Annotated in this window: 21 protein-coding genes; 12 read left to right on the top strand and 9 right to left on the bottom strand. The window is 59.7% G+C overall.

The features are described 5' to 3' along the window. Positions 1-50: 50 nt before the first annotated feature. A complete protein-coding gene (locus WA367_RS01475) occupies positions 51-1,658 on the bottom strand; it encodes a phosphoenolpyruvate carboxykinase (protein ID WP_336055034.1) in 1,608 nt (535 codons plus the stop codon). A gap of 335 nt (positions 1,659-1,993) precedes the next feature. On the opposite strand from WA367_RS01475, the gene WA367_RS01470 reads away from it, so the two are divergent. From WA367_RS01470 to trxA, 12 genes are all read left to right on the top strand, one after another. Further along, entirely contained in the window at positions 1,994-2,695 is a 702-nt protein-coding gene (locus WA367_RS01470) for a response regulator transcription factor (protein ID WP_442935513.1), read from the top strand. A gap of 19 nt (positions 2,696-2,714) precedes the next feature. Continuing rightward, positions 2,715-4,511, top strand: a complete 1,797-nt coding sequence (locus tag WA367_RS01465) for a stimulus-sensing domain-containing protein (protein ID WP_442935528.1) — start codon at positions 2,715-2,717, stop codon at positions 4,509-4,511. 4 nt (positions 4,512-4,515) lie between these two features. Next, positions 4,516-4,974 carry an HPr kinase/phosphorylase gene (locus WA367_RS01460; protein ID WP_336055031.1) on the top strand — a complete coding sequence of 153 codons (459 nt, stop codon included), beginning with the start codon at positions 4,516-4,518 and terminating at the stop codon, positions 4,972-4,974. 225 nt (positions 4,975-5,199) lie between these two features. Next, the gene (locus WA367_RS01455) at positions 5,200-5,601 is read left to right on the top strand and encodes a PTS sugar transporter subunit IIA (RefSeq protein WP_336055030.1); all 402 of its coding nucleotides are present in this window, start codon (positions 5,200-5,202) and stop codon (positions 5,599-5,601) included. Next, complete coding sequence (locus WA367_RS01450) at positions 5,598-5,900, top strand: HPr family phosphocarrier protein (protein ID WP_336055029.1); 303 nt, start codon at positions 5,598-5,600, stop codon at positions 5,898-5,900. Before WA367_RS01455 ends, WA367_RS01450 begins: the two co-directional genes overlap by 4 nt. Positions 5,901-6,039: 139 nt before the next feature. Next, positions 6,040-7,437, top strand: coding sequence for an adenosylhomocysteinase (ahcY, locus tag WA367_RS01445; RefSeq protein WP_336055028.1), 1,398 nt, complete (start codon positions 6,040-6,042; stop codon positions 7,435-7,437). A gap of 194 nt (positions 7,438-7,631) precedes the next feature. Then, positions 7,632-10,157, top strand: coding sequence for an ATP-binding protein (locus tag WA367_RS01440; RefSeq protein WP_442935512.1), 2,526 nt, complete (start codon positions 7,632-7,634; stop codon positions 10,155-10,157). Positions 10,158-10,163: 6 nt separating this feature from the next. Beyond that, positions 10,164-11,669, top strand: coding sequence for a tRNA (adenosine(37)-N6)-threonylcarbamoyltransferase complex ATPase subunit type 1 TsaE (gene tsaE / locus WA367_RS01435; protein ID WP_336055026.1), 1,506 nt, complete (start codon positions 10,164-10,166; stop codon positions 11,667-11,669). Next, positions 11,662-12,399 carry a nucleotidyltransferase family protein gene (locus tag WA367_RS01430; protein WP_336055025.1) on the top strand — a complete coding sequence of 246 codons (738 nt, stop codon included), beginning with the start codon at positions 11,662-11,664 and terminating at the stop codon, positions 12,397-12,399. The genes tsaE and WA367_RS01430 overlap by 8 nt, the downstream gene beginning before the upstream one ends. Beyond that, positions 12,399-15,518: a double-strand break repair protein AddB gene (addB, locus tag WA367_RS01425; RefSeq protein WP_336055024.1), complete on the top strand. Its 3,120-nt coding sequence runs from the start codon at positions 12,399-12,401 to the stop codon at positions 15,516-15,518. Before WA367_RS01430 ends, addB begins: the two co-directional genes overlap by 1 nt. Next, on the top strand, positions 15,515-19,039 hold the full coding sequence (gene addA, locus WA367_RS01420; RefSeq protein ID WP_336055023.1) for a double-strand break repair helicase AddA: 3,525 nt from the start codon (positions 15,515-15,517) through the stop codon (positions 19,037-19,039). The genes addB and addA overlap by 4 nt, the downstream gene beginning before the upstream one ends. Before the next feature lie 83 nt (positions 19,040-19,122). Beyond that, positions 19,123-19,446, top strand: a complete 324-nt coding sequence (gene trxA, locus WA367_RS01415) for a thioredoxin (protein WP_336055022.1) — start codon at positions 19,123-19,125, stop codon at positions 19,444-19,446. Between the two features lie 50 nt (positions 19,447-19,496). Here trxA and WA367_RS01410 read toward each other — a convergent pair whose 3' ends face one another. The 8 genes from WA367_RS01410 to WA367_RS01375 form a co-directional block, all read right to left on the bottom strand. Further along, the gene (locus WA367_RS01410) at positions 19,497-20,819 is read right to left on the bottom strand and encodes a bifunctional folylpolyglutamate synthase/dihydrofolate synthase (RefSeq protein ID WP_336055021.1); all 1,323 of its coding nucleotides are present in this window, start codon (positions 20,817-20,819) and stop codon (positions 19,497-19,499) included. Between the two features lie 37 nt (positions 20,820-20,856). Then, positions 20,857-21,816 (bottom strand): acetyl-CoA carboxylase, carboxyltransferase subunit beta, encoded by a 960-nt coding sequence (accD, locus tag WA367_RS01405; RefSeq protein ID WP_336055020.1) that lies wholly within the window; start codon positions 21,814-21,816, stop codon positions 20,857-20,859. Positions 21,817-21,880: 64 nt separating this feature from the next. After that, positions 21,881-22,723 carry a tryptophan synthase subunit alpha gene (gene trpA, locus WA367_RS01400; protein WP_336055019.1) on the bottom strand — a complete coding sequence of 281 codons (843 nt, stop codon included), beginning with the start codon at positions 22,721-22,723 and terminating at the stop codon, positions 21,881-21,883. After that, positions 22,720-23,046 (bottom strand): divalent-cation tolerance protein CutA, encoded by a 327-nt coding sequence (gene cutA, locus WA367_RS01395; RefSeq protein ID WP_336055018.1) that lies wholly within the window; start codon positions 23,044-23,046, stop codon positions 22,720-22,722. Before cutA ends, trpA begins: the two co-directional genes overlap by 4 nt. Continuing rightward, a complete protein-coding gene (gene trpB / locus WA367_RS01390; RefSeq protein ID WP_336055017.1) occupies positions 23,046-24,269 on the bottom strand; it encodes a tryptophan synthase subunit beta in 1,224 nt (407 codons plus the stop codon). The genes cutA and trpB overlap by 1 nt, the downstream gene beginning before the upstream one ends. Positions 24,270-24,287: 18 nt before the next feature. After that, positions 24,288-24,932: a phosphoribosylanthranilate isomerase gene (locus tag WA367_RS01385; RefSeq protein WP_336055016.1), complete on the bottom strand. Its 645-nt coding sequence runs from the start codon at positions 24,930-24,932 to the stop codon at positions 24,288-24,290. Positions 24,933-25,039: 107 nt separating this feature from the next. Next, positions 25,040-25,786 (bottom strand): M48 family metallopeptidase, encoded by a 747-nt coding sequence (locus WA367_RS01380; protein WP_336055015.1) that lies wholly within the window; start codon positions 25,784-25,786, stop codon positions 25,040-25,042. 121 nt (positions 25,787-25,907) lie between these two features. Continuing rightward, positions 25,908-26,327: a DUF2852 domain-containing protein gene (locus WA367_RS01375; protein WP_336055014.1), complete on the bottom strand. Its 420-nt coding sequence runs from the start codon at positions 26,325-26,327 to the stop codon at positions 25,908-25,910. Positions 26,328-26,363: the final 36 nt, after the last annotated feature.

The raw sequence follows: 26,363 nt of genomic DNA, 5'->3' as shown, positions 1-26,363 counted from the left end.
AAGCCCGGCAACGAGGATGCCGGGCTTAGTGCGTCTTGTTTTTGAAGACCTCAGGCTGCTTCGCGCAGCCCCGGTGAAGCCTGAAGTACCTCTGCATCCACATGCGCTTCGAAGCGTGCGAAATTTTCGACGAACATGCTGACGAGGCGCTGTGCCTGCGCATCATATGCAGCCGGGTCGGCCCAGGTTGAGCGCGGGTCCAGGATGCCGGATTCAACACCGGGCACCGCAACCGGTACCTCGAAGCCGAAATTCGGGTCGAGACGGAAATCGGCGCCGTTGAGCGAGCCATCGAGGGCTGCGCCCAGCAGTGTGCGCGTCACGCGGATCGGCATGCGTTTGCCCGTTCCATAGGCACCGCCCGTCCATCCGGTATTCACCAGCCAGCAATTCACGTTGTGGCGAGCGATCAGGTCGCGCAACAGGTTGCCGTATTCGGACGGATGCCGCGGCATGAAAGGCGCACCAAAACAGGTGGAGAAGGTAGCCTCGGGCTCGGTCACACCCTTCTCCGTGCCGGCCACCTTGGCCGTGTAGCCGGAGAGGAAGTGATACATGGCCTGGGCCGGTGTCAGCCTTGCAATGGGCGGCATCACGCCGAAAGCATCGGCCGTCAGCATGACAATATTCGTTGGCTGTCCTGCCCTGCCCGTCTCGCTGGCATTCGGGATGAAGTGCAGCGGATAGGCGCAGCGCGTATTCTCGGTCAGACGACCATCATCGAAGTCCGGGATGCCATTCTCATCCAGTACCACATTCTCCAGAACCGTTCCGAAGCGACGGGTCGTGGCGAAGATTTCTGGTTCTGCCTCTTCGGAAAGGCGAATGGTCTTGGCGTAGCAGCCGCCCTCAAAATTGAAAATACCGTCTTCGCCCCAGCCATGTTCGTCATCGCCGATCAGCGTGCGGCTTGCATCTGCGGAAAGCGTTGTCTTGCCGGTGCCGGACAATCCGAAGAACACGGCGACATCACCTTCATCGCCCATATTTGCCGAGCAGTGCATCGGCATCACGCCACGCTTGGGCAACAGGTAGTTGAGCGCTGTGAAGACCGACTTCTTCATCTCGCCTGCATAGGACGTACCACCGATGAGAACGATCATGCGCGTCAGATCCATCGCGATGACCGTTTCCGTACGGCAGCCATGACGCGCAGGATCAGCCTTGAACGAGGGTAGATCAATGACGGTCATGCTCGGCACGAAATCAGCCAGTGCTGCGCGTTCGGGTCGGATCAGCAGGTTACGGATAAACAGCGAATGCCACGCATATTCCGTTACTACACGGGTGGGAAGAGCATTTTCACTGTCTGCACCACCGATCAGATCCTGCACGAACAGGTCGCGGTCAGCGGCATGCTCCTGAAAGTCGGCGAAAAGTGTATCGAATTGCTCTCGCGTGATCGGTTTGTTGTTGTCCCACCAGACTGCATCCTCCGTATCCCCATCACGGACGATGAACTTGTCCTTCGGCGAGCGACCGGTGTGCTGCCCGGTTTCCGCCACGAGAGCGCCGTGCGCCGAAATGCGTGCCTCGCCGCGCTCAATGGCTTCCTGATAGAGCTGACCCTCGGTCAGATTATAGAAAACGCCGCCTGTCGTCTTCAGGAGCTGTTTTTCTATCCCGTTAACGGGATTGCGCTGGCCGAACTCGTTCATAGTCTTTCCAATCAAGGGGTTACCGGGTCGCTGCACGGAAATTCGCAGAAACTGTGATGTTCTGCCCCTTGGTCAGAAACAGAAAAGCATAGTAATATCAAACGTTTAATCGATTTAAAAAAATTCAAAATCGTTTAAATCGTTTAGATAGATTGGTCAGGCCTGTAATAGTTGCGCGACAACCCCATGTGTGGGTCTGAGCTGCCGCATGCCCGGCCGGAAGCATTGGAGTGACTTGGCCGGGAGAATGTGCCACATTTTGTACCCAATTTGTCCTGCATCTGCGATGCACCGAAGCACGCAAGGGACATATGCTCATGAGGGAGCCAAATGATATGGCAACGATTGCGCTTGTTGACGACGACCGCAACATCCTGACCTCAGTCTCCATAGCGCTGGAGTCGGAAGGTTATCGCGTCGAGACATATACCGATGGCGCATCGGCACTTGAGGGCCTGACCACACGTCCGCCCAATCTGGCTATTCTGGACATCAAGATGCCGCGCATGGATGGCATGGAGCTTCTACGTCGTCTGCGGCAGAAGAGCGATATCCCCGTGATCTTCCTGACCTCCAAGGATGACGAGATCGACGAGTTGTTCGGGCTGAAGATGGGCGCAGACGATTTCGTGCGCAAACCCTTCTCCCAGCGCCTGCTGGCAGAGCGCGTTCGTGCCGTCCTCCGCCGCGGCGCCACCCGCGAGGTTGCGTCAAAGCAGGCCGAGAAGCAGAGCCGCTCCCTGGAGCGCGGCCATCTCGTCATGGACCAAGAGCGCCACACCTGCACCTGGAAGGGTGAACCCGTCACGCTGACGGTGACGGAATTCCTTATTCTCCATTCCCTCGCCCAGCGCCCTGGCGTGGTGAAAAGCCGCGACGCGCTGATGGATTCGGCATATGACGAGCAGGTCTATGTGGACGATCGCACGATCGACAGTCACATCAAGCGCCTGCGCAAGAAGTTCAAGGCCGTGGACAGCGACTTCGACATGATCGAGACGCTGTACGGCGTGGGCTACCGCTTCCGCGAGGCTTGATCAGCGGCATATGACGGCTATGGAGCGACAGGGCGAGACGCGCTCCCGCGAGAAGCGGGCAGGCGAAGCGGGCACGCGACGCCAGTCTTCATGGCTGTCCAGCCGCCTGGCCGTCCCCTTGCGGCGCATGCTCGGCCATTATCTTTTTTCCAGCCTGACCCGACGCATTCTGACGCTGAACTTCGCCGCCATCGGCGTTCTGGTCGTCGGCGTTCTATATATCAATCAGTACCGTACCGGTCTGATCGAGGCTCAGATCGAGAGCCTGCGCACGCAAGGTGGCATCGTCGCAAGCGCCATCGCCAGCGCGGCTACCGTCGAGCCGGATGCGGTGATGATAAATCCGGAGAAACTGCTGGAGCTCCAGGCAGGCCAGAGCATGCGGCCGGGCAGCAATGATCTGTCCAGTCTGGATTTCACGATTAATCCGGAACAGGTCGCGCCCTTGCTACAGCGTCTGATCTCTTCGCCGCGGACCCGCGCGCGCGTCTATGATCCGGACGGCAATCTCCTGAGCGACTCCAAGGTTTATTCGTCAAGCGGCCAGGTCTTTCGTTACGACCTGCCTTCAGTGGAAGACGAGCCGCTTGATTTTCTGCGCCGGGCTCGCCAATGGCTGTCGCGCCTGTTCAGGTTCAACAATTTTCCCATCTATAAGGAGGTCCCCGGCGGCAGCGGCACTGCCTATCCGGAAGTCATCACAGCCTTGACCACCGGCACGCCCGCCTATCAGGAATGGCAGGCAGAAAACGGCGAAACCATCATCTCCGTGGCCGTGCCGATCCAGCGCTTTCGTGCCGTGTTCGGTGCTGTTCAGCTTTCAAGGCAGGGCGACTACGACGAGATCGTTGCCGAAGAACGACGCGCCATTCTCGGTGTATTCGGCGTTGCGGCAGTGGTAACGGCGATACTCTCCCTGCTCCTCGCCTCAACCATAGCAAATCCGTTGCGCCGTCTTTCTGCCGCCGCGATCCGCGTCCGTCGCGGCGTGCGTACCCGCGAGGAAATCCCCGACTTCTCCCACCGTCAGGATGAGATCGGAAATCTCTCCATCGCTTTGGGTGACATGACCAAGGCGCTTTATGCGCGCATTGATGCCATTGAAAGCTTTGCGGCTGATGTGGCGCATGAATTGAAAAACCCGCTTACTTCCCTTGGCAGTGCGGTCGAGACCCTGCCTCTGGCGAAAAACGAGGAATCCCGCCAGCGCCTTCTGGAAATCATCATGCATGATGTCCGCCGACTGGATCGGTTGATCAGCGATATATCAGATGCCTCGCGTCTCGATGCCGAGCTTGTACGTGAGGATGCCGAGCGCTTTGATTTCAAGCAGTTCGTGGAAGATCTTGTACGCACTTCTCGGGAGATGGGTGGCAAGCACAAGAAGAAGGTAGACATCACCTTCTCGGCTGATCCCAAGCTTGCCAACAAGAAGTGCTTTGTTTCCGGGCATGACCTGCGCCTGGGACAGGTCATCACAAATCTTATCGAGAACGCGCGCTCCTTTGTTCCGGAAAAAGGGGGACGCATTGCCCTCCATCTCACCCGCACCCCCACTCGCATCATATTGACGGTGGAGGACAACGGGCCTGGCATCCGCGTCGAGAATATCGAGAGGATATTCGAGCGTTTCTATACGGATCGCCCGGCAGGCGAGGCTTTTGGGCAGAACTCGGGTCTTGGCCTGTCCATCAGCCGACAGATCGTGGAAGCTCATGGTGGAACGCTGAATGCGGAGAATATCCAAGGCTCTAAACCCGGTGACTATGCCGGGGCCCGCTTCGTCGTGACACTTCCGGCTGACAATGTCGGCTAGGCGGATGCGCAATCTTCACGCCACGGCACTTGTAGTCGGCAGCAAGGGTGTTTTGATCATGGGCGCATCCGGATCGGGAAAAAGCCGCCTCGCCCATGCCCTGCATTTGCAGTGCGGATTGCTGCATCTACCGTGCCTGCTTGTCTCCGACGACCAGGTTCTGCCCGAGGCCAAGGGCAAACATCTTGTCGTTCGCGCGCCAGCAGAGATTTCCGGCCTTATTGAAATGCGGGGATTTGGTCTCGCCGCAGCCCGCAACATCCACGCTGCCGTGATGGATCTGGCTGTCGAATTGGTGGCCAGGGAGCAGGCTGAAAGGATGCCGGATGATGATGCCGCAACTCAGATATGCGGCGTATCCATCGGAAAGCTGACCTTGCCCCGAGAAGACGCCGCAGGCAGCGCTCTAGCCATTTTGGCTCGTCTCGGCCACTCGGTCTGGTCCGAACAGTCTCCAGCCTGACCGTCACCTCGGACAAATTGCAGCAGTTAGGGGCTTGTCAACGACTTGTGCGTTGACATGATAGCGCTCTTGTCGTGAGGCAGGATGATGCTGTCTTGCATTTCGTGCAGGACAGGAACTCGTGGAGCAGATTGACGTGGCAGCCTCGTGCATCATGTCCCTTGAAGGGAATGCGCCAAGCCTACCAAGGGTAGGCGCTAAATACGATAAGAAGGTGACCGGCACATGATAGGCCTCGTACTCGTCACCCACGGCAAACTGGCAGAAGAATTTCGTCATGCAGTTGAACACGTGGTGGGCCGTCAGGAAAACCTGGAAACCGTGTCCATTGGTGCTGAAGACGACATGGAGCAACGTCGGCGCGATATCGTCGATGCCGTCGGCCGGGCCGACACCGGTTCCGGCGTCATCATCCTGACCGACATGTTCGGCGGCACTCCCTCGAATCTCGCTATCTCTGTCATGGCACCGGGGCGTGTTGAAGTGGTGGCAGGCATGAACTTGCCTATGCTCATCAAGCTCGCAAGCATCCGCGCAGGCAACGACATGAAGCAGTCGCTTGAAGAAGCGCAGTCCGCCGGGCGCAAATACATCAATGTCGCAAGTCAGGTCCTGAACGGAAAATGAGTGCCGGTCCCAATCCCGTTGCCACCACCATGCATGAGCGCACGTTTTCAATCGTGAACCAGCGGGGCCTGCATGCACGCGCTTCGGCAAAATTCGTCCAGCTCGTGGAAGACTATGACGCCAGGGTTTCGGTCGAAAAGGATGGCATCTCGGTGGGAGGCACATCCATCATGGGCCTGATGATGCTGGCCGCGAGCCTCGGATGCAGCATCAAGGTCAAGGCTGAAGGTCCCGAGGCTGAAGCAGTGCTCGATGCTCTGGGCACGCTGATAGCCGAACGCTTCGGCGAAGAAGTCTAGTTCAGCCCGCCCCTCTTTCACTCCATATGCACGAATAAAGATTTCTTTATGTCCGTTGTCGCACGCACTGCTTTCTGCTAGGCAGGCTTCCATGTTTATGGCGGCATTTCTGCCGCAACCGCGGAATTGGAGCGCTTGAATGGCCCACGGATCTTCCATTATTGCAGATATCTCGCTCGCCCCCTGGGGCCGTAAGGAAATCGAGATTGCTGAAACCGAAATGCCAGGCCTGATGGCCTGCCGCAGCGAATTCGGCGAAGACAAGCCGCTGAAAGGCGCGCGCATTTCCGGCTCGCTGCACATGACCATCCAGACGGCTGTGCTGATCGAGACCTTGCGCGAACTGGGCGCCGAGCTGCGCTGGGCTTCCTGCAACATCTTCTCCACCCAGGACCACGCAGCGGCTGCCATCGCCGAAACAGGCATCCCGGTTTTCGCGGTCAAGGGTGAGACCCTTGAGGAATACTGGTCCTACACCGACCAGATCTTCCAGTGGGACGACGGAGAGCCGTCCAACATGATTCTAGACGATGGTGGTGACGCCACCATGTACATCCTTCTGGGTGCACGCGCCGAGGAAAGTGAGGATGTGCTGTCCAATCCGGGCAATGAGGAAGAGGAAATCCTCTTCGCGCAGATCAAGAAGCGCATGTCTGAGACGCCCGGCTTCTTCAAGCGCCAGCGTGACGCGATCAAGGGTGTGACGGAAGAGACCACAACCGGGGTCAACCGTCTCTACCAGCTTCAGAACAAGGGCCTGCTTCCCTTCCCTGCCATCAATGTGAACGACTCCGTCACCAAGTCGAAATTCGACAACAAATATGGCTGCAAGGAATCGCTGGTCGATGGCATCCGACGCGCCACCGACGTGATGATGGCTGGCAAGGTCGCAATTGTCTGTGGTTATGGCGATGTGGGCAAAGGCTGTGCGCAGTCGCTGGTCGGTGCCGGCGCACGTGTGAAAGTGACGGAAGTCGACCCGATCTGCGCACTTCAGGCAGCCATGGACGGCTTCGAGGTCGTGACCCTGGACGAGGCAGGCCCGGATGCCGATATCATCGTCACGACGACCGGCAACAAGGACGTCATCACTCTCGACCATATGCGCAAGTTCAAGGATATGGCGATCGTCGGCAATATCGGCCATTTCGACAACGAGATTCAGGTCTCGGCCCTGCGCAACCTGCAGTGGACCAATGTCAAGCCGCAGGTCGATATGATCACCTTCCCCGATGGCAAGCGCATCCTGCTTCTGTCGGAAGGCCGTTTGCTCAATCTGGGCAATGCCACCGGACACCCAAGCTTTGTCATGTCGGCGTCCTTCACCAACCAGGTGCTTGCGCAGATCGAGCTTTGGACGCGTCCGCAAAACTACGAAAACAAGGTCTATGTGCTGCCCAAGCACCTCGACGAAAAGGTGGCTCGCCTGCATCTCGACAAGCTGGGTGCCAAGCTCAGCACCCTGTCGGAAGAACAGGCTGCCTATATCGGCGTGAGCCCGGAAGGACCCTTCAAGCCGGACCACTACAGATACTAGGTTTATCGGCTCGTACCCCAACATCTTGATTCTGGGGCATTTCAGCCCGAAGGGCGCGCGATTTTTGTCGTGCGCCCTTCTTCACGAGGAATCCTCGGGACGGTACAGTGCGGTGATTCGAGGGGTGCCACGGTAAGTAGCGGTTGGGCGTGAACGGGGTGGCCGGAATTTCGAGCGGCGGAGAGGTGGATCATATGCCGGGGCTGGACCCGCAAGACTGCGGGGGCGCAAGGCTTCAAGGCCGTAGATGCAAAAAGGGCGGCAGATTTGCACGGGCGCTTTCGCTGGCGCTCGGCGGCAGCATGCTCACACCTGCAGTTGCAAAGGCACAAAACACCGTCGAGATCCCGGGCCTGGGCTCCTTGTCCGTAGGTGTGGTTGAAGTCATTCATTTTTCCATCGTTGCCGGTGTTCTTGGGGCAGCGCTTCTGTCCGCAATCGCTCTGATCCGCCTTCGCCAGCGCACGGCAGCGGAAAATGTGGCGTTGAAGTCACGTGTTGCGGAACTCACAAACGCCTTGGCGCGCTCGGAAACGCTTCTCAATCTGAAGGATCAGCGCATTGTCCTCTGGACAGGTGAGGGCGCCCGGCCTTCCGTGGTCGGTGAATTGTCGGCAGAAAGCGGCGCGCCGCTGGAGCGCAGCACCTTCCTTGCCTTCGGTCGCTGGCTGACCGCCAAATCGGCTGCGAGCCTGGACCGCGCCATCAAGGCTCTCCGCGTAGATGGTGAACCATTTGAACTGGTTCTGGAGACGCGCGAGGGACTGCTCCTGGAAGCGCAGGGGCGCAAATCGGCGCTTCATGCCGTTGTGCGCTTCCTATCTCTTTCGGAAACACAGCGCCAGAATGCCCGGCTGAAGCTGGAGCACCAGCGCATCCTGCAGGATCACCAGAGCCTTCTGGATCTGGCAGAGGTTCTGGAAACCCCCATGTGGCTGCGCGACGAAACCGGCGCGCTGAAATGGGTGAACCAGGCCTATGCACGTGCCGTCGATATCGCCAGCGGCGATGAGGTTGTGACGCAACAGCGCGAGTTTCTACCGACCAATGCGCGGGAGGAAATCGCTAAGGTTCATTCCGTCCAGTCCTCCTTCTCCGCGCGGCTGGCAACGGTGGTTGGTGGTGATCGTCGCGCCTTCACGGTAACCGATGTTGTCAGCGAAAAAGGCAGTGCCGGTATCGCTTTTGACACCAGCGCGATCGAAACACTTGAGCGCGAATATGAAAGCACGGTCAGAAATCACGCGGACACACTCGACCAGCTGACCACCGCCGTTGCCATATTCGATGACGGCCAGAAGCTGCGCTTCTACAATCAGGCCTTCCAGAAGCTCTGGGGACTGGAAGCTGGCTTCCTCGACAACTCCCCGGAAAACGCTCTCCTTCTCGACCGGCTCAGGTCGGATGGCAAACTGGCGGAGCAGCCCGAATGGCGTCGCTGGAAGGAACAGCTCCTTGCAGCCTATCGCGCCGTCGAGCCCGAAGAGCATTGGTGGCATTTGCCTGATGGACGCACAATCCGTGTCATCGCCAATCCGCAGCCGAAGGGTGGCGTGACCTGGATCTTTGAAAACCTCACCGAGAAGATCGATCTCGAAACGCGCTACAACACCGTGGTTCGGGTGCAGAGCGAAACGCTCGACAATCTCGCTGAAGGTGTGGCCGTTTTCGGCCCCGACGGTCGTCTGCGTCTGTCAAACCCGGCATTCCGTACGCTTTGGAACATTCCGGAGCGTCTGGTGGAAAGCGACGTCCATATCTCGATCCTCAAGGCCGCATGTGATGGTGCAGCCCTGGAGAGCCCGTGGGACGACTTCGTTGCCGCCGCAACCGGCTTCGACGACGAGCGCCGCGACAGCCATGGGCGCACCGAGCTCAATGATGGCACGATCCTTTCTTACGCGATCATCCATCTGCCGAACGGTCAGGTGATGATGACCTTCGTCGACGTCACCGACAGTGTGAATGTCGAACGGGCGCTGAAAGAAAAGAACGAGGCGCTGGAGCGGGCAGACAAGCTGAAGAACGATTTCGTTCAGCATGTGTCTTACGAACTGCGCTCGCCTCTGACAAACATCATTGGCTTCACCGAGCTGCTTGCGCTCGAGACGACCGGACCGCTCAGCCAGAAGCAGCGCGAATATGTCGATCACATTGGATCATCCTCGTCCATGCTTCTGACGGTCGTGAACGACATTCTCGACCTGGCAACCGTGGATGCCGGTATAATGGAGCTTGAGGTTGGCGAGGTTCCGATCCGCGAGACGATGCAGTCGGCGGCAGAGCTGATCTCGGAGCGTTTACGCGAGCACGGCATCATGCTCGACCTGCATGCCGAAAATGCGCCCTCGGTGTTTCACGCAGACGAAAACCGCATTCGCCAGATCCTCTACAATCTGCTGTCCAATGCGGCCAATCATGCGCCTGAAGGCAGCCGCATCACGATGACGGCAAATGATACCGGAAACGGGATTGCCTTCCAGGTACATGATGAAGGGCCAGGCATGTCACCTGAAGTTCTGCAGACGATTTTCCGTCGCTTCGAGCCGCGCAGCAATGGCGGGCGTCGCCGTGGCGCAGGCCTCGGTCTTTCAATCGTGAAAAGCTTTGTCGAACTCCATGGCGGAACGGTGCAGATCGACACGGGCGAAGGCCGCGGCACGACCGTGACCTGCCGTTTTCCCCTCGTGCCCAAGGGCGTTCGCGAAGCTGCGGAATAGAGCCTGATGCGGGGCCGGGAATTTATCCGTCACCTGGAGAACGACGAAGCCACCGCACGTCTGGGTGATGATATCGCCGCAGTATTGAAACCGGGCGACATCGTTTTTCTCCAAGGCGATCTCGGCATGGGCAAGAGCGCGCTCGCCCGTGCCATCATCCGCGCTATCGCGGCTGACGAAACACTCGAAGTGCCCAGCCCCACCTATACGCTGGTTCAGGAATACGATCTGCGCATCCCGGTCTATCACCTCGATCTCTACCGGCTCGGCGATCCGGAGGAACTCGACGAGTTGGGCGTCGATGAGGTTCAGCACGACGGGGTACTGCTTATCGAATGGGCGGAGCGTGCCGGAGAGGGCCTGAAGGCAAACATTTCGATCACCCTTCAGGAAGCAGGTGAGGGGCGTGAGGCGAAGATCACTGCGCGCGAGGATACCAGCCAGCGACTCGCGCACAGTTTTGCCATTCGCGAATTTTTGCACGAGTCAGGTCGTCCCGGCGCCGTGCGTCGGTTTCTGCTGGGTGACGCATCGATCCGTGCCTATGAAACCATTCAGACAGAGGGGCGGGAGCCCGCCATCCTCATGGATGCGCCTGCGCGTCTGGATGAACCGCTGGTACGTGACGGGAAGCCTTACAGTCAGATTGCACGTCTGGCGCAATCAGTTTCGGCGTTCGTGGGAATAGCAAACGGCCTTCGCGCTAACGGATTTTCCGCCCCGCAAATCTACGCCCAGTCTTTGGACGACGGATTTCTCCTGATCGAACACCTGGGCACAGGTTCATTTCTGGAAAACGGTGAGCCCGTCGCCGAGCGCTACGAGGCTGCTGCCGCTTTGCTGGCGCGCCTCCATCAGAAGACCTGGCCGAACCGTTTTGCAGTGGATGAGCAGAGAGAGCATGTGCTGCCGCCTTACGACCGGCAGGCGCTGGGGATGGAAATCGAGCTTTGCCTGGACTGGTATCTGCCCTACCGCTTCAATCGGGATGTCTCGGGGGAGGAGCGTCAGCAATTTCTTGCGATTTGGCACCGATTGTTCGACCGGTTGGCGGACGCAGAGCAGAGCCTGGTGCTGCGAGATTATCATTCCCCAAACATAATCTGGCGGGCAGAGCAGGAGGGTGACGCCCGTCTGGGTCTGATTGATGTACAGGATGCGGTACGCGGTCCCGCAGCTTATGATCTCGCATCACTGGCCTTCGATGCACGCGTCGATATTCCTCTGGCGCTTCGCCAGAGCATGGTGGACGCCTATTGTGCCGCGAGAAGTGATAAAGCATTCGTCAGGGCTGATCTGGAAGAGGCGTTCGCCCTGACCGCAGCCCAGCGCAATACCAAGCTCCTTGGTACCTTTGTCAGATTGTGCCGTCGCGACGGAAAGCCTGGATATCTTGAACATCTGCCGCGTATCCTCGCATATCTGCGCGAGGCGCTGCAGCATCCAGCGCTTGTTGAACTGGCCGACTTCTACGCGACACATCGCCTGCTGGATGAGGACGAACATGACTGAAGTGCCCCAAAAGGCGATGGTTCTCTCCGCAGGCTTGGGCATGCGGATGCGCCCATTGACGGAGCATACGCCGAAGCCGCTTATCAAGGTTGGCGGCAAACCCTTGATTGATTGGGGCCTTGATACGCTTCAGGCCGCAGGTGTCAGCCGAACGGTGGTGAATGTGCATCATCTGGCTGAACAGATGGAAGCGCATCTGGCCGGGCGCCGCTCACCGACCGTCACCATCTCAGATGAACGCGAAAAACTGCTCGATTCCGCCGGCGGTCTGGTCAAGGCGCTTCCTCTTCTGGGAAACGAACCTTGCTACATCCTGAATGCCGACACTTTCTGGCTTGATGAGGAAGGCCTTAATCTGAGGCGCTTGGCACGAGCATGGGATCCAACGCGGATGGATATGCTGCTTCTGCTGGTCGCGCCGGAAAATGCGACTGGCCATAGCGGCAAGATCGACTTCGTTCTGGAGCGGGCCGGTGGTGAAGTTGCCATGCCCATAAGCCGCGCAGGCGATAGTGCAAGCGGCTTTATCTATGCCGGGTCCGGCATCGTAAACCCGGCGATATTCGCCGATGCTTTGGCAGAACCGCATTCCCTCAACATCTATTTTGATCGGGCGATCAAGGCTGGGCGGCTCTTCGGGCTGACCCTGCAGGGACACTGGATCACCGTGGGCACTCCCGATGCAATTGCCCCGGCCGAACAGGCCATCAGGCAGATCAGAGGCGGCTGATGCTGCGCCAGAAGCCCAATGTTCACACCATTCCGCCAGGCGTTCCGTTTCTGCCCACGCTGGTCGACGCGCTGCTCTCGGGTAAGCTTGTCGAGGGGTTTCATTATGACGGTTCGCCGCTCTCTCTGTCCGATGTAACGATCTATCTGCCGACACGACGTGCGGTGCGCGCCCTGCGCAGTGCATTTCTAGATCGGCTGGGAGGCCGGTCTGCAATCCTGCCGGTGATCCGGGCTTTGGGTGAATTCGAAAGCGACCTCGCTGACTTCGACCCGACAGGCAGTCAGGCCGCGCTCGATCTTGCGCCGCCCATGTCCCACCTCGACCGCATTCTCTTGCTCGGACCGCTGGTGCAGGCGTGGAAAGCGCGCGTGCCTGCGCATGTGGCGGAACGTTTTGCGGAGGGCGTGGTGGTTCCCGCAACGCTGGCCGATGGCCTCTGGCTGGCCAGAGACCTCGCCAATCTGATGGATGAGATCGAAAACGAACAGGCCGACTGGTCGCGCCTGTCTGATCTTGTTCCACGTGAACTTGCCGGCTGGTGGCAGGTAACGCTGGATTTCCTCTCCATCGTCACAAGCCATTGGCCCAATGTGCTTGCAGCCTATGATCGTTCCAATCCTGCGGCGCACCGCAATGCCATGCTGGATGCCGAAGCCGAGCGGTTGCGTGAGGGGCGGCATCAGGGTCCTGTCATAGCAGCCGGTTCGACGGGCTCGATCCCGGCAACCGCCAGACTATTGGGCGTCATTGCGCGCCTGCCCGATGGCGCAGTGGTGCTGCCAGGTTTTGATACGGCGCTGGATGATAATTCCTGGGCATCGCTGGATGCTGCAATGTCGCCAGCCTCCTGCGGTCATCCCCAGTTCGGTTTGAAAAAACTCGTCACCTCCATCCGCATGCAGAAGCAGGACATTGCGGTCTTGGCAGAACCGTCGCCCGCACTCGAGGCGCGCCGAAGGCTGATGGCAGAAGCGATGCGCCCGGCAGACACTACTGATCTGTGGGCCGAGCTCCGCCCCTTCATAGCCAGGACATTGGCCGATGGGGCACTTGATGGTGTGAGCCTGATTGAAGCGGCGAGCCAGCGTGAGGAGGCTTTCGCCATTGCAGTGGCGCTGCGTGACGCCATTGCGACCCAAGGGCGTACCGCCGCGCTGGTGACGCCTGATCGGACTCTTGCCCGCCGCGTGGCAGCCGAATTGCGCCGCTTCGGCATCGAGGCCGACGATTCCGCAGGAACCCCACTTTCCGAGACGCCTCCCGCGACACTGCTGCGCCTGCTTCTGGAAGCGTCGATGCGCCCCGGCGACCCAATCCCGATCATCAGCCTGCTGAAGCACCCCCTGCTTCACCTGTCATTGCCGCGCAGCAAGACGCGACATGCCGTGGAGTGGGTGGAACTGGTCGCTCTGCGTGGCGGTACGGGGCGACCCGATATTGCAAGCCTCGATCAGCTTTTCGAAGAGCGGCTTGAAATGTGGGCTGCTGCGCCAAGAAAGCCGTTCTGGATGGAAAGGTTCAGCGAAGCGGATGCTAAAGCCGCACGTGACGTGCTGAAGCGCCTCGTAGAGGCCGTTGGACCGCTGGCGGCGTTGCGTGGAAGCCATCTTGCCTTGTCAGAGATTGCGCGTACAAGCGTTGAAGCCCTGGAGGCGCTGGGCTGCTCCCAGGACGGAAAGCTGGACGCCATTTATGGCGGAGATGCAGGCGAAGCGCTTGCCAGCTTCCTGTCGAAGCTTGTCTCCACCGAAGCGCCACTTGAGCTTCAGGCAGATGAGTGGCAGGATGTTTACGGCGCGCTGAGCGCAGGGCAAGGGGTGAAACCCTCGCCTGGCGCCGATCAGCGTGTTTCCATCTGGGGCACGCTGGAGGCACGTCTGCAGCACGTGGATGTCATGGTTCTGGGCGGGTTGAACGAAGGTTCATGGCCGCAGGTACCGGCATCCGACCGTTTCCTGTCCCGCGTCATGAAGTCGGATCTTGAGCTTGAACCGCCGGAGCGGCGCATCGGTCTCTCCGCCCATGATTTCATGATGGCGATGGGTGCGCCCGAGGTCATTCTCTCGAGGGCATCGCGCGCAGGCGAGGCCCCGGCAGTTGCATCAAGATGGCTTCAACGCCTGACCGCCTGTATCGGTGAAGAAGCCGCCAACGAACTGCGCCACCGTGGGGAGCGTTTCATTGCCTGGACAAACCATCTGGAAGCAGCGGGGCGTGAACCATTCGTCAAACGCCCCGAACCCAAACCGCCCATCGAGGCAAGGCCAACGCATTTTTCCGTGACGGAAGTCGAAACGCTCCGGCGCGATCCCTACGCCATCTTTGCCCGACGCATACTCGGGCTCTATCCCCTGGACCCCCTCATCCGAGATCCGGGAGCGGCAGAGCGCGGCAACCTTTTTCACGACATTCTGGAGCATTTCATCGCCACAAGCAGAGATCCGGCAGGGCCTGAAGCGCTTGGAGAGCTTCTGCAGGCAGGTCGCGACCTGTTTGCAGCGGCCGCACTTCCAGCCGACGTCGAAGCCGTATGGTGGCCGCGCTTCGAGCGTACGGCGGGGGAGTTCATTCGCTGGGAGAGCGAGCGCGCGAGGCATGTCGCGGCACGCCATGTGGAGGTGGTGGCAGGCAAGGTCGTTGTTCAGGGAGAGAAAACGCTCTCAGGCAGGGCTGACCGCATCGACATCCGCACTGATGGCAGTGCGGAAATCATCGACTACAAAACCGGCTCATACCCCAGCACCACGCAGGCCTATCGCCTTCTGGCTCCGCAGCTTCCGCTTGAAGCGGCGCTGTTGGCGCGGGGTGCCTTCTTTGAACTTGGAGCGCCGGAGGCGGAAGACCTCCTCTATGTGCGCCTAAAGGCAAAGGGTGAGGTGAAGGGCGACTCGGTGCTCTCCGTGAAGGGGGCAGACAAGACGGCAGCTGAGCTGGCCGAAGAATCCTGGCAGCGTCTCCAGCGCCTTCTCGCCTATTATGATAATCCTGACCACGGCTATCTCTCCAGAGCGCTGCCATTCAAGGAAAGTGATACCGAAGGTTATTACGATCATCTGGCCCGCGTGCTCGAATGGTCTGCCGGCGGCGATGATGCCAATGGGGATGGTGGCGAATGAGCGACAAGCTGCGCATTCCGCCCGAGACCATTCGCCTTCAGTCCATGGCGTCCGACCCCGCACGCTCCGCATGGGTGGCCGCCCATGCCGGTTCGGGGAAGACGCATGTTCTCTCCCAGCGCGTCATCCGGCTTTTGCTGCAAGGAACGGACCCTTCGCGCATCCTGTGTCTGACCTATACGCGCGCCGCTGCGGCCAATATGGCAAACCGCGTTTTCGGCACCCTGGCACGCTGGAGCCTGATGGATGATCAGGAACTGGCCAGGAACATTGAGGCCACCGAAGGACGAAAACCCGATGGAGCGACCATCGCCCGCGCGCGCAGGCTTTTCGCCCGCGCCCTGGAAACGCCGGGCGGCCTGAAGATCCAGACCATCCATGCCTTTTGCGAGGCAATCCTCCACCAGTTCCCGCTGGAAGCGAACATCGCTGGCCATTTCGAGCTTCTTGACGGGCAGATGGAAGAGGCGCTGATAGCGGAGGCACGACGCGACCTCCTCGGCAATATCGCATCAGGTGCCGAGGCAAATCTGGCCGACGCCTTCGCCGAAGTCATAGATCGGGCAGGTGAAACCGGGCTGGACAAGCTTTTGGCCGAAGTGGTGAGCAAGCGCGAAAAGCTGCGCCGATTCATCGACAGGATCGGTCAGCCACCCGAACCCTATGCCGAACTCTTCGAAGCATATGGGTTTTCAGCCGAAGAGACGGCCGACGCCATCGCGGCGAGAAACTGGCCCTATCCCGGTTTCGCCGAGCCCGATTTCCGGGAAATCATGGCGCATGCCGAAGAGACGGATGCGAAGCAATTTCTGAAGCAGATCGGTGAAACGGCCATCGCGGCCTATGCTGAAAAAGATCCTGCGCGGCGCCTCAAGCTTTTTGCCGGGGCGATGTTGACCGGAAAGGGTGAGATTTATGCTGACAAGACTTTCAAGAAGGCTCTGCGCACAGCTCTGCCGGGCATCTACGAGCGTTACTGCGCTGCGGCGGAACTGATCCAGCAGGACATCGACCGCCTCAACCAGTTCGCGATGCTGCAGGCCACGCGTTCGGCGCTGACCATCGCGGACGCATTGATTTCGCGCTATGAGCGGCTCAAGCAGGCGCGGGGCTTTCTCGACTTCAATGACCTCATCATGCGGACCGTCAACCTGCTCGCGCGGCAGGATGTGGGACCCTGGGTACAGTTCAAGCTTGATCGCGGCATTGATCACGTCCTGATTGACGAAGCTCAGGATACCAGCCCCGAGCAGTGGCAGATCGTGCGCATGCTTACCGCAGAATTTTTCGCAGGCGAGGGCGCTCGGGAAGATGTGGAGCGCACCATCTTCGCGGTGGGTGACGAGAAACAGTCCATCTACTCCTTTCAGGGTGCTGAACCCGCCGCTTTCGCCGAAAGCGGCATGGAATTCGGACGGCAGGTTGGCGAAGCAGGAGCGCAGTTCGAGCGCGTCCGCCTGACCCACTCCTTCCGCTCCACCTATGACGTGTTGAGCGCCGTGGACACCGTGTTTGCCCGTGATGAAGCCCGTCGCGGCCTTACCCGTGATCCCGAACCGCTCGAACACAAGGCCGTGCGGGACAATGCGCCGGGCTATGTCGAGCTATGGCAGTCTCTCACGCCACAAACGGTCGAGGAGCCGGACGACTGGACCCAGGCCGTTGACCACACCTCTGCTCCTGCCGCACGCCTGGCCGAACTCATGGCGGATCGCATCTGCCAGTGGCTGAAGGATGGCGAGGTTCTCGAAGGAAAGAAGCGCCGCCTCAAGCCGGGCGATATTCTCGTTCTCGTGCGCAAGCGTGACCGGTTTGTGCATGCGCTTTCGCGCAGCCTGAAGGAGCGCAATGTCTCCGTTGCCGGCGCCGACCGCTTGCGCCTGACAGCCCATATCGCCGTGCAGGACCTGCTGGCGCTGGGCAAGTTCCTTCTCCAGCCGCATGATGATCTTTCCCTGGCAGCGGTTCTCAAAAGCCCGATCTTCAGTCTGGGCGATGATGATCTTTTTCGCATCGGGTGGAAACGCGGCAAGTCCAATTCGCTGTATCAGGCGCTCCATCGGCGCGCGCAGCAGGAGCCGTGGCTGGCCAGTGTGGTGGAGACGCTTGACCGTTGGCAGAACAAGGCAGGCTTCAGCCCCGTCTTTGAGCTCTATAGCGAAATCCTCACCGGCACGGATCGTCTGCCGGGAATGCGTCAGCGCTTCGTCGCACGACTTGGCCATGAGGCCAATGACATACTCGACGAGTTTCTGTCCTACTGTCTGGCAAGTGAGCGCAGCGGTGTTGTGGGCCTTGAGGCCCTTCTGGCGGTCCTTGGCGGAGCAGCGCCGGAGATCAAGCGTGAGATGGATCAGGCCCGCGACGAAGTGCGCATAATGACCGTTCATGCGGCAAAGGGTCTGGAAGCACCGGTCGTTTTCCTCGTGGACCCCGGCAGCAAGGCTTTCACCCACAGCCACAGACCGGAGCTGATGCCGTTCATGCTCAGGCAGCGCCCCTACGAAGAGCCTCTTCCCGCTTATCTGTGGCGCGGTGATTCAAGCCTGGCAAACAGCCTCTCCCGTTCCATTGATGCGGAACTCGCCGGCAAGGCCGAAGAAGAGTATCGGCGTTTGCTCTATGTCGGCATGACGCGTGCCGAAGACCGCCTCATCGTCTGCGGTTATCGGGGAAAGCAGGCTTCGAGCGAACCGACATGGCACGACATGGTGAGGGATGCCTTCGCGGCATCGCAAGACGTGGAAACGCGTGACGAACCGACCGATTGCGCACCTGTGCTGCGCTACCGCGTCACGCCCACACCGCCCTTTGAGGTGGAGCAGGAAGAGCGGAAGGACGCAGCATCATTTGAATTGCCGGCGCATTTCAGCGATGCATTGGAGCGTCCTGCCGAACTGCCGCGGCCCTTGAGCCCGTCCGGCGCATTCGCGCTGATCGAACCGGATGCGAATTCCGCGCCGCCGCAGGCATCTCCCGTGCTGGGGCCGGAGCAGAAGCCGAACAGGGCCATGGAGCGGGGTACTGCCATGCACCGCCTGTTGCAGCTTTTGCCGGACATGCCTGAAGAACAACGCGCTGCTGCTGCACAGCGTCATATCGCCCGCACCGGCGCATCCTGGAGTGAGGCAGAGCGCAAGGCTGCCGTGGAGTCGGTTCTGGGTATTCTGGAAGACGAGACCTTCAAGCCTCTTTTCTCGACCGCATCGCGCGCGGAAGTCTCCCTTATGGGCGAGATCAGACTTGCAGGGAGACAGCGCGCAGTCGCCGGCAAGATCGACCGGCTGGTGGTTCAGGACAAGAAGGTTCTGATCGTGGACTACAAGACCAACCGCCCACCCCCGCGCGACATCGGTGAAGTGCCCAAGGCCTATATCGCGCAGATGGCGCTCTATGCCCGTCTCCTGCAGCCGCTCTATCCCGACCACGAGATTTGTGCAGCGCTCCTGTTCACCGAAGCGCCGCGGCTGATCGAAGTCAGTGCGGAAGCGATGGAGGAAGCCCTTGCGGGACTCACGTGAGCGTGAAAAATATGGACTTGAACAGGTGGGGCGGATGCCCCACATGCGCTTCCAGCTTAATTGATGACGACAAGGAGAGGCTCATGGCCACCGTCACCGTTGACAAGAACAACTTCCAGTCCGACGTGCTGCAGGCAAATGAGCCGGTAGTGGTGGATTTCTGGGCCGAGTGGTGCGGTCCGTGCAAGATGATTTCCCCGGCACTCGAAGAGATCTCCAACGAACTCGACGGCAAGGTGAAGATCGCCAAGCTGAACATCGACGAGAACCCGGAGCTTGCCGCCCAGTATGGCGTTCGTTCCATCCCTACCCTTCTGATGTTCAAGAACGGCGAAGTCGCCGACATGAAGGTTGGTGCTGCTCCGAAGACCGCACTCTCAGCATGGGTCAGCGGCGCAGTCGCCTGATCAGCGCGCCAGTTTTTCGAGAGGAGCCCGGCCTTGTCGCCGGGCTTTTTTCATTCCGGTGGCGTTCCGTTCGCTGCCAGAATCTCGCCCATCAGATAGAGAGAGCCGCAGATCAGGATGCGCGGCGCTTCGCCGTCGCCACCTGTTTCGCGTAACAGCTTGAGCGCGTTTTCGACAGTTGCCACGGGCTCTGCCGAAAGACCCGCCTCGGAAGCGCGCACTGCCAGCTCATCTGCAGGCACACCTGCATCGCTGTTCTTCACCGGCACCGTATAGACATGGCGCGCAATGCTGGCGAATGATTGGAAATAGCCGGTCTGATCCTTGGTGTTCAGCATTCCGGCGATCAGGAAGAGCGGCATGGAGCGTCGTTCTTCTTCGCCGGCCAGCGCTTCGGCAATGACCGAACCCGCACCCGGATTGTGCCCTCCATCTATCCATATTTCCGCATCTGCCGGTGCCATATCGACAAGCCTTCCGCCATTCAGGCGCTGCAGTCGGCCAGGCCAGCTGACGGTTCCCATCGCGCTTTCCGCCTGTTCGGCGGTCACGTTGAAACCAGCGGCCTTCACGGCGGCAATGGCAGCGGCAGCATTGGCCAGTTGGTGGCGGCCGGGCAGGCGAGGCAGTGGAAGGTCAAACAGGCCTTCCTCATCCTGATAAACCATTCGCCCGTTTTCCTCGATAGCGAGGAAATCCTGCGCATAGACGCGCATGGGTGAGCGAAGACGCTCGGCAGTAGCTACGAGCACGTCCCGCGCTGCATCCCATTCCTGCTGGCCGATGACAACGGGACGACCCGTCTTGATGATGCCAGCCTTTTCTGCCGCAATCAGCTCCACCCGGTCGCCCAGATAGGCCTCGTGATCCAGTGAAACGGGCATGATGAGGCTGACAGCCGGGTGATGGATGACATTTGTCGCGTCAAACCGCCCGCCAAGCCCCACCTCTACGATGGCCGCATCGGCGGGGTGCTCGGAAAAGAGCACGAACATGACCGCCGTCAGGATCTCGAAAACGGTGATGCTTTCACCGTCATTTGCCGCGGCGACACGCTCCACCGCATCAGCCAGCACATCGTCTGCGACCAGTCTGCCTCCGCCATCCGCACCGAGCCGGTAGCGCTCATGCCAGTTTACAAGATGGGGCGAGGTATGGACATGTACGGTTTTGCCGCCAGCTTCAAGAAGCGCCCGCGCGAAGGCGGAGGCAGAGCCCTTGCCATTGGTGCCGGCAATATGGATTACCGGCGGCATGCGGTCCTGCGGATTGCCCAATCGCTCCAGAAGGCGGCTGATGCGCTCCAGTGAAAGGTCGAAACCCTTCGGATGAAGTTTCATCAACTCTTCGATCGCCGCCGCCGCACGGCTCATGGGCAAGCCTCCGATGCCCCAGGGTCAATATCGCGAGTCAAGCGCTGGGACGATTTTCGTTTTTGGTCTTTTCGGCTGGCACCGCTTCGGCTTCCACCTTCACTGCTTCAGAGCTTTCCGAGGCTGGGGGCAGAAGCTCCACCTTCTCTTCGACCTTCAGCAGGATCTTGACGAGGCGGGCAACCGTATCCTTCATCTCAAGGCGGGAAACGACCATGTCGACCATGCCGTGTTCCTTGAGATATTCGGCGCGTTGGAAGCCTTCCGGCAGCTTCTCGCGGATGGTCTGCTCGATCACGCGCGGTCCGGCAAAGCCGATCAGGGCGCCCGGCTCGGCGATGTGGATGTCGCCAAGCATGGCGTAGGACGCCGTCACGCCGCCCGTCGTGGGATTGGTCAGGACGACAATGTAAGGCAGACCCGCTTCCTTCAGGCGATCAAGCGCGACCGTGGTGCGCGGAAGCTGCATGAGCGAGAGGATGCCTTCCTGCATGCGCGCGCCACCGGATGCTGCAAACAGAACCAGTGGAAGCTTTCGTTCGGCTGCGGTTTCGAACGCCTTCACGATAGCCTCGCCGGCTGCCATGCCGAGCGAGCCGCCCATGAAGGAAAAGTCCTGCACGGTGGCGACGATTTTCTGGCCATGGATGGTGCCGACCGCATTGAGGATTGCATCCTCCATATTCGTCTTGGCTTTCGCGTCGCGCAGACGGTCGGTGTAGCGGCGCTCGTCACGGAATTTCAGCGGATCGACGGTTACCTTGGGATTGTCCAGCGTCTCGTATTTGCCTTCATCGAAAAAGAAGCGCAGACGCTCCTTGGCCGAGATGCGCATATGGTGACCGGAAGCGGGGATGACCCACTGATTTTCCTCAAGGTCCTTGTGAAAGACCATCTCGCCGGTCTCCGGACACTTGATCCAGAGGTTCTCCGGCATGTCGCGCCGACCCAGCATGGAGTTGATTTTCGGCCGCACATAGCTCGTGATCCAGTTCATGGCCGTCGCCTTCCTTCACAGACACACAGGAAGCACAAGGCTCCCCAGAAAACCGTTCTAACTTTTACTCGGCTGCCGTCAGCCGGGCTTCTCGCACACCATCTGCCAGACCTCGCACCAGGGTTGCAACCGCTTCTGCGGGATCGGCAGTGGTCTTTCCGTCCGGTCCGATGACATTTGCAACTGCATTAACGATGGCAGTCCCCACCACGACGCCATCCGCTTCCGCACCAATGGCGCGCGCCTGGGCGGCTGTCTTTACGCCGAAACCGACGCAAACTGGAAGAGGCGTATGGGCCTTGATGCGGCTCACCGCCCCGCCAACCTTCTGCACATTGGTCAGTGCCGAGCCCGTGATGCCGGTCATCGAGACGTAGTAGACGAAGCCGGAGGTGTTCTCGAGCACCTTCGGCAAACGCTTGTCGTCCGTGGTCGGTGTCGCCAGACGGATGAAGTTGAGGCCAGCCTTGAGGGCCGGGATGCACAACTCCTCATCCATCTCCGGCGGAAGATCGACAATGATCAATCCGTCAATGCCAGCCGCCTTCGCATCGGTGAGGAACTTGTCCACGCCATAGATATAGATGGGATTGTAGTAGCCCATCATGACGATCGGCGTCTCGTCATCTTCTTCGCGGAAGGTGCGGGCCATCTCCAGCGTCCGCTTCAGCGTCTGACCGTTCTTCAGCGCGCGCAGGCCTGCCGCCTGGATAGCCGGACCATCAGCCATCGGATCGGAGAATGGCATGCCAAGCTCGATGATGTCGCTGCCGGCCTTCGGCAGTGCCTTCATGACCGATAGCGAGGTATCATAGTCGGGGTCGCCACCCATGAAATAGGTCACAAGGGCAGGGCGGTTTTCCGCCTTCAGCTTCGCCATGCGGCGGTCGATACGCGTCTCGCTCATGCCGGGTCTTTCGTCTCGTCGCGGAGCCAGTCCGCATAGTCACTGTCGATTTCTGTGATGGGCGTGGCCACGATGGCGGGCACATCATAGGTGTGGTGCTCGCGAACAAGCTTGCGCACCGCATCGAAATGCTCCGCCCGCGTCTTTAGCAGAAGCGGCACTTCTTCCTCGCTCTCGATCGCGCCCTTCCAGTGATAGATGCTGGAAACCGTGCCGAAGATATTCGCACAGGCAACGAGCCGCTCCGAAAGCGTCGCCTTGGCAATCTTGCCGGCCACATCCCGGTCCGGACAGGTTACCCAGATGTCTATGAAGCCAGTCATCAGCTCACATCCATGCCAAGATGTTTGGAGACGGAAAAGATGTCCTTGTCGCCGCGGCCGCACAGATTCATGACGATGATCTGGTCCTTGCCCATCTTCGGCGCCCGCTTGATGACCTCGGCCAGCGCGTGGCTGGGTTCAAGCGCGGGAATGATGCCTTCAAGGCGGGTCAGAAGCTGGAAGGCTTCCAATGCCTCGTCATCGCGGATCGGCACATATTCGACGCGGCCCGTCTCGCGCAGCCAGGAGTGTTCGGGACCGATACCCGGATAGTCGAGACCGGCAGAGATGGAGTGGCCATCCTTGATCTGACCGTCCTCGTTTTGAAGCAGATAGGTGCGGTTGCCATGAAGGACGCCGGGCCTGCCAGCCGTCAGCGAAGCGCAATGCTCTTCGCCTTCCAGACCCTTGCCGCCAGCTTCGACGCCGACAATCTGCACATCCTTGTCGTCAAGGAAGGGGTGGAAGAGCCCGATCGCGTTGGAGCCACCGCCCACTGCCGCCACCAGCATATCCGGCAGGCGGCCTTCGATCTCCTGAATCTGTTCCTTTGTCTCCTTGCCGATCACGGCCTGGAATTCGCGTACCAGTTCCGGATAGGGATGGGGGCCTGCAGCCGTGCCGATCAGGTAATAGGTATCCTCGACATTGGTCACCCAGTCGCGCAGCGCCTCGTTCATGGCGTCTTTCAGCGTGCCGTGACCGGAGGAAACCGGCTTCACTTCCGCGCCCAGCAGGCGCATGCGGAAGACATTCGGTGCCTGGCGCTCGACATCCGTGGCGCCCATATAGACAACGCATGGCAGGCCGAAACGGGCAGCAACCGTTGCCGATGCCACGCCATGCTGGCCAGCACCCGTTTCCGCGATGATGCGGGTCTTGCCCATGCGCTTGGCAAGCAGAATCTGGCCCAGGCAATTGTTGATCTTGTGGCTGCCCGTATGGTTCAGCTCGTCGCGCTTGAAGTAGATCTTCGCACCGCCAAGATGCTCCGTCAGGCGTTCGGCGAAATAAACGGGCGAGGGGCGGCCGGTATAGTGCTTGTTCAGATGCTCGAGCTCGGCCTTGAACTCGGGATCCTTCTTGGCCGCATCCCAATGCTCCTGCAGATCGAGGATGAGCGGCATCAGTGTCTCGGCGACAAAGCGTCCGCCGAAAATGCCGAACATGCCCTGCTCGTCGGGACCGGTACGAAATGAATTTGGCTGAGCCGGCTTGTTCATGCCCGCCTCCCTGAATGATTAGACCGCGGCGCGAACGGCGCGGAAGAATTCGCGTATCTTCTGCTGGCTCTTTACGCCGGGCGCGTCTTCCACGCCAGACGATATATCGAGACCAGCCGGTTTCGCCACGCTCAGCGCGTCGGCGATATTGCCCGCATTGAGGCCACCGGAAAGCATGTAGTCCACACTTTCGTCAAGGCGAGCCAGAAGTGTCCAGTCAAAGGCAACGCCATTGCCGCCGGGAAGTTCAGACCCCTTCGGCGCCTTGGCATCAAAAAGGAAGCGATCGGCAACACACTTGTAAGGCTCGATCTTGTCGAGATCATCCGCCTCACGAACGGCGAAGGCCTTCATCACCGGCAGATTGTAGCGATGTTTCACGGCTTTAACGCGCTCAGGCGTTTCCTGGCCGTGAAGCTGCAGCATGTCAGGCTTTACGGCCGAGACGATTTCGTCGAGCGCGGCGTCATCGGCATCGACCGTAACAGCCACGACCTTGGCTTTTCCCGAAGCCGCATCGCGCAGCAAGCCGGCTTGCACCGGTTCGAGATGGCGCGGGCTCTTTTCGAAGAAGATGAAGCCGATATGACTGGCACCTTCATCCAGTGCCGTGGCAATGGCCTCGCGGCTCTTCAATCCGCATATCTTGATGTCGAGTGTCATGGGCACTGGAGTTCGCACGAAACGCTTATGGTGTGAATAGTGAATGGTAAAATAGTGGGAAGTGAGGCATCCCGCTTGCGCTGCCATCCGCGCCGCCTACTCACTACTCACTCCGAAAACCGTATCGCCTGCAATGCCGTCCCGTTACGCTTCAGCCAGTCCTTGCAGCGCTTGGTATCGGGGCAAAGTTCCCCGCACAGCTTCCAGAAGCGTGGACCGTGGTTCATCTCGCGCAAATGCGCCACTTCATGCGCGACGAGATAATCGATTACGGGACGCGGTGCCATCATGATGCGCCAGGAAAAGGACAAGACCCCGTCAGAGGTGCATGAGCCCCAACGGCTCGACGTGTCCTTGTAACGAACAGCCTTGGCCGGTCGGCCGACCACTTGTGTATGCTTGGCCACCAGCGGTTCGATCTCCTTGCGGGCTTCCCTTTTCAGGAAGTCGGCAATGCGGCGGGGCAGGTGGCGTTCATCGCCAAAGACGATCAAAAGCTTCTGACCCTCTTCTTCGTCCACGGACACGGTGCCCCGTTTCCCCGGCTCATGGCGGATCAGATGCGGCACGCCCCTGATGGGTATCTTGACGCCGGAGCGAACCACGGGATGTTCTGGAAGTTTTTTCAGTCGCTCTTCCAGCCACCCGCGATGGCGTTCAACGAAATCATTCACCTGATGGGCGGTAATGCCCGGCGGAATGGTCACGCGCAGCTGTCCCCCGGCAATGATCCTGAGCGTCAGCCGCTTGGCGCGCGCATTTTCGACCACGCGCAGTGGCACGGATCGGCCGAGCACCTCGAGGTGCCGATCTTCTGGCGGGACAGGTTTTCGCGAAGGAGCGCGCTTCAGCATCCGGGGAATCATCTCGTGATGATAATGCAAGTCATTGCTACGGGAACAGTTTGCTGCTCCAAAAAAAAGAACGGCGCCCCAAGGCGCCGTTCTCGATGTGCTTGAGCTGGTTGTCGCGAAATCAGTTCGCGTCACCGGCCTCGGTAACTGGGTTTCCGCGCCCGGCCTTGCGCTCGTTCATGAAGCGATCGAACTCTTCACGATCACGGGCACGACGAAGTTCGCGAACATATTCATCGAATTCGTCGCGCATGGCGTCGAGCTTGCGGCGTTCTTCCTCAAGGCGCTCCAGCTCGGCTGAGCGCCAGTCGTCGAACGCGACATTGCCGGTCGACGCATAGGTCTGGGATGCGCGCTTGAAGTTGGAGAACAGGCCGTCGGTGGCGCGGTTTACATCGCTCTTGAATGCGTTCAGGCGGTCGCCCCACAGAATATAGGCAAGCATCGCAAGGCCAAGCGGCCAGAACAGCATGAAGCCGATCACCATCAGGGCAATCGTCGCCGGCGTCCACGCCGGACGGATAAGTGCAGAATTGGTCATTTCACGGTTCCTCAAATCACGTTCAGTCGGGCGCGG

The organism is Nitratireductor sp. CH_MIT9313-5 (genome assembly GCF_037029545.1).
Classification (GTDB): domain Bacteria; phylum Pseudomonadota; class Alphaproteobacteria; order Rhizobiales; family Rhizobiaceae; genus Chelativorans.
This window is presented reverse-complemented; position numbering and strand designations above follow the sequence as displayed.